The following is a 7,822-nucleotide window of genomic DNA, read 5'->3' on the forward strand; positions in this document are numbered from 1 at the left end:
ACGGCCACCGCCGGAGGTTTACGACAGAAACGATTAAAGGCGCAGAGCATCCTCTGCGCCTTTTTCTTTATGGTTACCGTTTTGCCTTGCAGCCGCTCCGACGCGCCACACCCTGCCCTACAAACGCAAAACGCCGCGCAGGGGGCTGCGCGGCGTTTCTATTTAGCGTGAGAGCGTTTTAGCTCAGGCGGCTGACCACGATGGTAACCTCGGGCTTTTTGCCGATCTCATCGTTGGCGGACTGACGCACAGTGCGCTTCAACCCATCGTGCAGCTTGTCGTCGTCGCGCAGGGTCTTGGCATTAGCACGGCCAAGGAACTGGGCCAGATCGGCTTCCAGCACGTCAACCAGCGACGTCTTGGATCGCCCTTGCTCAGGCAGACCCATGGCATCGACCCAAGGATCACCCAAGGCTTCGTCATTCTCGTCCAGGATGACGGTCACGGTGACGTGGCCGTTCAGCGCCATGCGGATACGGTCGCGCACAACGCCATCCATCGCGCCAATCTGGGTAGAGCCGTCAAGGTAGGTCCGTCCGCTGTCGACATATTCAACGACCTTGGGCTCGTTGCCCGACAGGTCGATCATCATGCCGTTAACGGCCAGAACACCCTTCATCCCCTTGGCGTTTGCGATTTTGGTGTGCTCACGCAGGTGGCGGTGCTCACCATGCATCGGGATCAGGATCTGCGGCTTGACCACGTCATGCAGCGTTTCCAGATCGGGACGGTTGGCGTGGCCCGATACGTGATACAGACCCGAGCTGTCGTCGACGATATCAACGCCCATCTCGGAGAATGCGTTGATCACCTTGATCACCCCACGCTCGTTGCCCGGAATGGTTTTGGAGGAGAACAGGAACATGTCCCCTTCCTTCATTTCCAGCCCCATGTATTTGCCGCGTGCCAGTTGTGCCGACGCCGCACGACGCTCCCCTTGCGAACCTGTTACCAGCAGCATCAGGTTCTCGCGCGGGATGCCGCGGGCTTCTTCCGGGCTCACGACCGGGGGGAAGTCCTTCATCACGCCGGTTTCAAGCGAGGCTTCGACCATGCGTTTCATCGCGCGTCCCAGCAGCACAACCGACCGCCCTGCCCGTTCGCCCGCATCCGCCAGCGTCTTCACACGCGCGACGTTAGAGGCAAAGGTCGTCGCGACGACCATACCCTGCGCGGTGCCGAGCAGCTTTTCAATCTCTGGCCCGACGGTCGCTTCGGACCGACCGGCATGCTGCGAGAAGACGTTGGTACTGTCACAGATCAGCGCCTTGACGCCGTCTTTGGACACATCGGCCCAAAGCTCGGGGTCGTAGGGTTCACCAACACCGGGTGTCATGTCGATCTTGAAGTCGCCCGAGTGGATCAGCCGATCACCGGCCACGTCGATCACCAGCGACGAGGATTCAGGGATGGAGTGGGACATGGGCAGGAAGCCCACTTTGAACGGCCCTACGGTCGTTTGCTGCGGCCAAGGGGCCACGGTGGTCACCGCATCGTCGGGGTGGCCGTATTCGTCCATCTTGCGCTTGGCGATATTGGCGGTGAATTTCCGCGTGTAGATCGGCGCGCGCAGGCGGTCATAGGTATGGGCCACGGCACCGATATGGTCTTCGTGGGCGTGGGTGATGAAAATCGCCTCGATCTGGTCGCGGCGTTCTTCAAGCCAGGCGATATCGGGGATGATCAGATCCACGCCGGGGCTTGTGTCCATGTCGGGGAAGGCCACGCCAAGGTCGACAACAATCAGCCGCTCCTTACCGGGTTTCCCGTATCCATAAACATAGGCATTCATGCCAATTTCACCTGCCCCACCGAGGGGCAGATAGATCAATCTTTCGCTGCTCATATGACTAAGCGGTATCCTTGTTATAGTTATAAATCACGGTCAGGCCGTGCATCGTCAAATCATCTTGGTATGCATCAAACAGATCGACTGTCTGTTGAAAGAGCGGGGCCAGCCCGCCTGTGGCAATCACGCGCATTTCGCGGCCGCGCTCAGCCTTTATTCGGGCACATATCTCACGGACGAGGCCAACATAACCCCAAAAAATGCCCGATTGTATGCAAGAGACGGTATTTGTACCAATCACCGCCTGTGGTTTCGAGATGTCTACATGAGGTAAGGCCGCCGCGGCGTTATGCAATGCCTCAAGGCTCAGGTTCACACCGGGGGCAATCACCCCGCCGATATAGGCCCCGTCCGTATCGACCACGTCAAAGGTCGTCGCCGTGCCGAAATCGACAATGATCAGATCACCGCCATAAAGATCATGCCCCGCCACCGTGTTGACCAGACGGTCAGGCCCCACGGCGGTGCCTTCGTCAACGCGGACATCCACGGGCAGCAGGCAATCGGGTTTGCCCACCACAATGGGCCGCGTGTCAAAATAGCGGTCCGCCAGAACGCGCAGGTTGAACACCACCCGCGGCACGGTCGAGCTGATGATGACATCGGTGATGTCTGCCTCGACGCCCTGAAACTTCATCAAGGTGCTGAGCCAGACGTAATATTGGTCAGAGGTACGCTGCCATTCGGTAGAGGTCCGCCACGTCCCGAGGAACCGCGCCCCGTCCCAGATCGAAAAGACTGTATTGGTGTTTCCGCAGTCAATCGCCAACAGCATGGCACATCCCTCCGCTCGCGCTTAGAAAAATACATCCGCCGCAGTGATGGGCACACGGCCTTTGGGGGTGCGCAGGATCAGGTTGCCTTGCGCGTCCACGTCTTCGAACACACCACGGGTTTCATCCTTCATGGTGCGCGCGACGATCTCTTCGCCCAAACGCGCGGCATGGGACAACCACGCGGTACGGATGGGGGCAAAACCATAGGTCTGGAACTGCGTCTCCAGCTGCGCATATTCCGCCGCCAGCGCATCCAAAAAGACCTCGGGCGGGACGACCTGGCCAGTCTCTGCCACGACGGAAACGGGGCGCAGGGCCCCTGCCTCGACCTGATCGGCACCGGGCGCATGGGCAAGGTTCACCCCGATTCCGATGGCCAGAAAATCACCGATGCTTTCCAGCAGGATGCCCGCGACCTTACCGCCATTCAGCAGCACGTCGTTGGGCCACTTGAGGGTAAAGGCCCCCTCGTCCCGCGTGGTAGCGACAAAGGCACGGCGCAGGGCAAGCGAGGCGACAAAGCTGCGCAGTGCAGCAGTCGAGGGGCTTTCGGACCGGCGCATCATCAGCGTCGCGGCAAAATTGCCCCGTGGCGTGGCCCAGGACCGACCGCGCCGACCGCGTGCGGCGGTCTGCTCCTGCGCGAGGATCCATGTGGACCCCGTCAGCGCGCTCGCTTGGCGTGCCGCCTCGCTCAGGGTGGAATCGACGCTATCGAAAACCTGCCGCCCATAGCCATCGGGCCAAGACGCGTTCTGCGCCTTGGCCCCCGTTGCTCCCGCGGTGGAAGCGCCATTGTTCACCGATGTCACCGGCAGATCAGTTGATCAGCGTCGCCGCTGCAGAGATCGCAGCAGTTTCGACGCCAAACATGTTCAGGATACCCACGACCATGATCACGGCAGAGGCAACAACGAACCCCGACAGCAGGCTGCTTTTGCCTTCGTCCAGGCGGTCATCGCCTTCGGCACCGAAATACATCAGGAAAACGATACGCAGGTAATAATAGGCACCGATGGCCGAGGCCACGGCGCTGGCAACAACCAGCCAGACCAGCCCCGCATCCACACCCGCCTGCCAGACACCCAGCTTGGCGAAGAAGCCCAGCATTGGCGGCACACCAGCAAGCGAGAACAGCAGCACCAGCATCGCCAGCGCCTTACCCGGCGCGCGTTTGGAATACATGTTCAACGCCGAGATATCGGTGACCGGCTGGCCGTCTTTCTCCATCCCGAGGATGAAGGCAAAGGTGCCGATGTTCATGGTCACGTAGATCGCCAGATAGACCAGCATGGATTTGACACCCAGTTCAGTCCCCGCAGCAAGGCCGATCAGCGCATAGCCCATGTGAGCAATCGAGGAATAGGCCATCAGGCGTTTGATGTTGGTCTGACCAATCGCGGCAACGGCACCAAGGAACATGGACAGGACCGACAGCAGCGCGACGATCTGGCTCCAGTCGGCGACAGCATTGCCGAAGGCGTCATGCAGCACACGGGCAAACAGCGCCATCGCGGCAACCTTGGGGGCTGTGGCGAAGAAAGCTGTAACCGGCGTCGGTGCGCCCTCGTAGACATCAGGCGTCCACATGTGGAACGGCACGGCCGATACCTTGAACGCCAGACCGGAGACGACAAAGACGATCCCGAACAACAGGCCAATCGATGTCTGCCCGGCGCTTGCAAGGCTCATCACGCCCGCGAATTGCGTGGTGCCGGCGTAGCCATAGACCAGCGACACACCGTAGAGCAGCAGCCCCGAGGACAAAGCGCCCAGAACGAAATACTTCAGACCCGCTTCGGTCGATTTCACGCTGTCACGACGCAGAGAGGCGACGACATAAAGCGCCAGCGATTGCAGCTCGAGGCCCATGTAAAGGGTCATCAGGTCGCCCGCGCTGACCATCATCATCATGCCGACGACGCTCAGCGCGATCAGCACCGGATATTCAAACCGCAGTAGCCCGCGCTTTTTCATATAGGCTTCGGACATCGCCAGCACCGCCGCAGCGCTGAGCAGCATGGTGACCTTGGCAAAACGGGCAAAGCTGTCTTCGACGAACAGACCGTTAAAGGCGATGCGCGTGGTGCCACCGCTGGTCATACCGATCCAGATCGCCAGCAGCGTCATCACGATTGCCGTGGCCCAGACGATCACCCCCGCGGCGGCGTCCTTGTTGGTGTAAACCGCCCCAAGCAGTGCCAGGATCGCGAAAAGCGCCAGCAGGATTTCGGGCAGGATGACATTCAGATCAGCGGAAATCATCGCGCGGTCCTTTATTCTGAGGCCGTCTGGACAGCGGCACCTGCCGCCTCCAGGGCCGTATCATAGCTATCAACAAGGGCGGCAACCGAAGGCCCGATCATGTCGAGCACCAGCGCCGGGTAGACACCCAACAGCAACGTCATTGCCACCAGCGGGGCAAAGATCCAGCGTTCGCGGCGCGACATGTCCGTGATGGTGCGCAGGCTTTCCTTGATCAGATCGCCCATCACCACGCGGCGATAGAGCCACAGCGCATAGGCCGCCGAGAAGATCACCCCGGAGGTGGCTACCGCCGCGACCCAGGTGTTCACCTGGAACGTACCCATCAGCGTCAGGAATTCCCCGACAAAGCCCGATGTCCCCGGCAGACCGACGTTGGCCATGGTGAAGAACATGAACACCAGCGCATAGGCAGGCATCCGGTTCACCAGACCGCCATAGGCGTCAATCTCGCGGGTGTGCATCCGGTCATAGATCACGCCCACACAGAGGAACAACGCAGCCGAGATGAAGCCGTGGCTGATCATCTGGAAGATCGCGCCATCCAGCCCCTGCTGGTTGAAGGTAAAGATACCCATGGTCACGAAACCCATATGCGCAACCGAGGAATAGGCGATGAGCTTTTTCATGTCTTCCTGCACCAGCGCCACCAGCGAGGTATAGACAATCGCGATCGCCGACATCCACAGCACCAGCGGGGCCATCACATCTGCCCCCACGGGGAACATCGGCACCGAGAAGCGCAAGAAGCCGTAGCCGCCCATTTTCAGCAGGATCGCCGCCAGCACCACGGAACCGGCTGTCGGGGCCTGAACGTGTGCGTCAGGCAACCATGTGTGCACCGGCCACATCGGCATTTTCACCGCGAAGCTGGCAAAGAACGCCAGGAACATCATGGTTTGCAAACCGCCGACCACGGTGATCCCCGCAATCGAGAAGCTGTCGGAGGCAAAGGTATGGGTCAGCAAGCTGACCTCGCATCCGCCAATACAGGTCGTGCCGGCATCCGCGTACATCATCACCATCGCCACCAGCATCAGGACGGACCCGAGGAAGGTGTAGAGGAAGAACTTGAACGAAGCGTAAATGCGGTTCGCCCCGCCCCAGATGCCGATGATCAGGAACATCGGGATCAGACCTGCTTCGAAGAAGAGGTAGAAGAGCACCAGATCCAGCGCCATGAACACGCCGAGCATCAGCGTTTCCAGCAGCAGGAAGGCGATCATATATTCCTTGACCCGCGTCTCTACGTTCCAGCTGGCGGCAATGACCAGTGGCATCATAAAGGTGGTCAGCATCACGAACAGGATCGAAATCCCGTCAACGCCCAGACGGTATTGCAGCCCCATCAGCCACTGCGCCTCGTCGACGAACTGGAACCCGGTGTTGGACGGGTCGAAGTCGAACAGGATGAACAGCGAGATCAGGAAGGTGACCGTCGTCGTGATCAGTGCGAGCCACTTTGCATTGCGCCCCGCTGCGGCGTCATCGCCCCGCAGGAACACAGCCAGAATAAGCGCCGCAAAGCTGGGCATGAAGGTAATGATGGAAAGCAAGTGATGATCCATTAGTGTGCCCCCCCGCTCATCGTCATCCAGGTCACAAGGACCGCGATGCCGATCACCATGGCAAAGGCGTAGGTAAAGATATAGCCGGACTGCGCGCGCCCTGCCAGTCGGGTGAGGAACGGGATGATCCCCATAGCGACACCGTTCAGCGTGCCGTCGATCACATTGCCGTCCCCGCGCTTCCAGAAGAAGCGACCGATGGCCATCGCGGGTTTGACGAAGATCACGTTATACAGCTCGTCGAAATACCACTTGTTCAGCAAGAACAGATAAAGCGGCCGTTGGTTCGCCGCCAGACGCGACGGCAGGGTCGGGTTCCAGATGTAGAACCACAGGGCCATCACAAGGCCAAAGACCATCGCGATGAACGGGCTGACCTTGACCCATGCCGGTGCGGCGTGGGCGTCGTCCAGAACATGGTTGTCGGGTGCGATATACAAGGCCCCCTCGCCCGGTGCACCGGCGAAGGCGGGACCGTGGTGACCGGCGTCGGCACCGTGGCCGTCCTCGGCGTGATCGCCTGCGTCGGCGTGGCTGTCTTCCGCTCCTTCAACATGGGTTTCACCACCGGCGGCCATCTCGGCCATGGGGATGCCATAGAACTCGCCCACATCCTCGGCGTGGCCAAAGAAGCTGTTGTACCAAATCATACCCGCAAAGATCGCGCCAAGGCTCAGCACGCCAAGCGGCACCAGCATCACCATCGGGCTTTCATGTGCGTGGTCATGGGTATGCTTGTCGCCGCGCGCCTTGCCAAAGAAGGTCAGGAACATCAGGCGCCAGCTGTAGAAGCTTGTCATCGCGGCCGCGATCACCAGCATCCAGAAGCCATACATGGACCCGCCGCCCCAGGCGCTTTCGATGATCGCATCCTTGGACAGGAAGCCCGCGAAGCCGAAATGCGTCAACGGAATACCGACACCGGTAATGGCCAGCGTACCGATCATCATCGCCCAGAACGTATAGGGGATTTTCTTACGCAGCGCGCCATAGTTACGCATATCCTGCTCGTGGTGCATCGCGTGGATCACCGACCCCGCCCCCAAGAACAACATCGCCTTGAAGAACGCGTGGGTGAACAGGTGGAACATCGCGGCAGAATACATGCCAACGCCAGCGGCCACGAACATATACCCAAGCTGCGACATGGTCGAATAGGCGATGACGCGTTTGATGTCGTTCTGCACCAGACCGATGGTCGCGGCGACAAAGGCGGTGGTGGCTCCTAGGAAGGTGACGAAAGTCATCGCCTCGGGGGCGACCTCCATCAACGGAGACATACGGCAGACAAGGAAAACACCGGCCGTCACCATCGTCGCGGCGTGGATCAGCGCCGACACAGGCGTCGGGCCTTCCATCGCGTC

6 protein-coding genes are annotated in these 7,822 nt (G+C 60.2%); all 6 read right to left on the reverse strand.

From position 1 onward, the window contains the following. Positions 1 to 178: 178 nt before the first annotated feature. Positions 179 to 1,846 carry a ribonuclease J gene (locus B3849_RS06940; RefSeq protein WP_005853949.1) on the reverse strand — a complete coding sequence of 556 codons (1,668 nt, stop codon included), beginning with the start codon at positions 1,844 to 1,846 and terminating at the stop codon, positions 179 to 181. A 4-nt stretch (positions 1,847 to 1,850) separates the two neighbouring features. Further along, a complete protein-coding gene (locus tag B3849_RS06945; protein ID WP_009824851.1) occupies positions 1,851 to 2,624 on the reverse strand; it encodes a type III pantothenate kinase in 774 nt (257 codons plus the stop codon). A gap of 21 nt (positions 2,625 to 2,645) precedes the next feature. Next, on the reverse strand, positions 2,646 to 3,428 hold the full coding sequence (locus B3849_RS06950) for a biotin--[acetyl-CoA-carboxylase] ligase (protein WP_286779951.1): 783 nt from the start codon (positions 3,426 to 3,428) through the stop codon (positions 2,646 to 2,648). A 16-nt stretch (positions 3,429 to 3,444) separates the two neighbouring features. After that, positions 3,445 to 4,890, reverse strand: a complete 1,446-nt coding sequence (nuoN, locus tag B3849_RS06955; RefSeq protein WP_005853955.1) for an NADH-quinone oxidoreductase subunit NuoN — start codon at positions 4,888 to 4,890, stop codon at positions 3,445 to 3,447. Positions 4,891 to 4,901: 11 nt separating this feature from the next. Beyond that, positions 4,902 to 6,458, reverse strand: coding sequence for an NADH-quinone oxidoreductase subunit M (locus B3849_RS06960; protein ID WP_005853958.1), 1,557 nt, complete (start codon positions 6,456 to 6,458; stop codon positions 4,902 to 4,904). Then, a partial coding sequence (locus B3849_RS06965; protein WP_286779952.1) for a proton-conducting transporter membrane subunit occupies positions 6,458 to 7,822 on the reverse strand: 1,365 nt, incomplete at its 5' end. The genes B3849_RS06960 and B3849_RS06965, both read right to left, overlap by 1 nt.

It is taken from the genome of Sulfitobacter sp. UBA4523 (assembly GCF_002388305.1).
In the GTDB taxonomy this organism is placed as follows: Bacteria; Pseudomonadota; Alphaproteobacteria; order Rhodobacterales; family Rhodobacteraceae; genus Sulfitobacter; species Sulfitobacter pontiacus.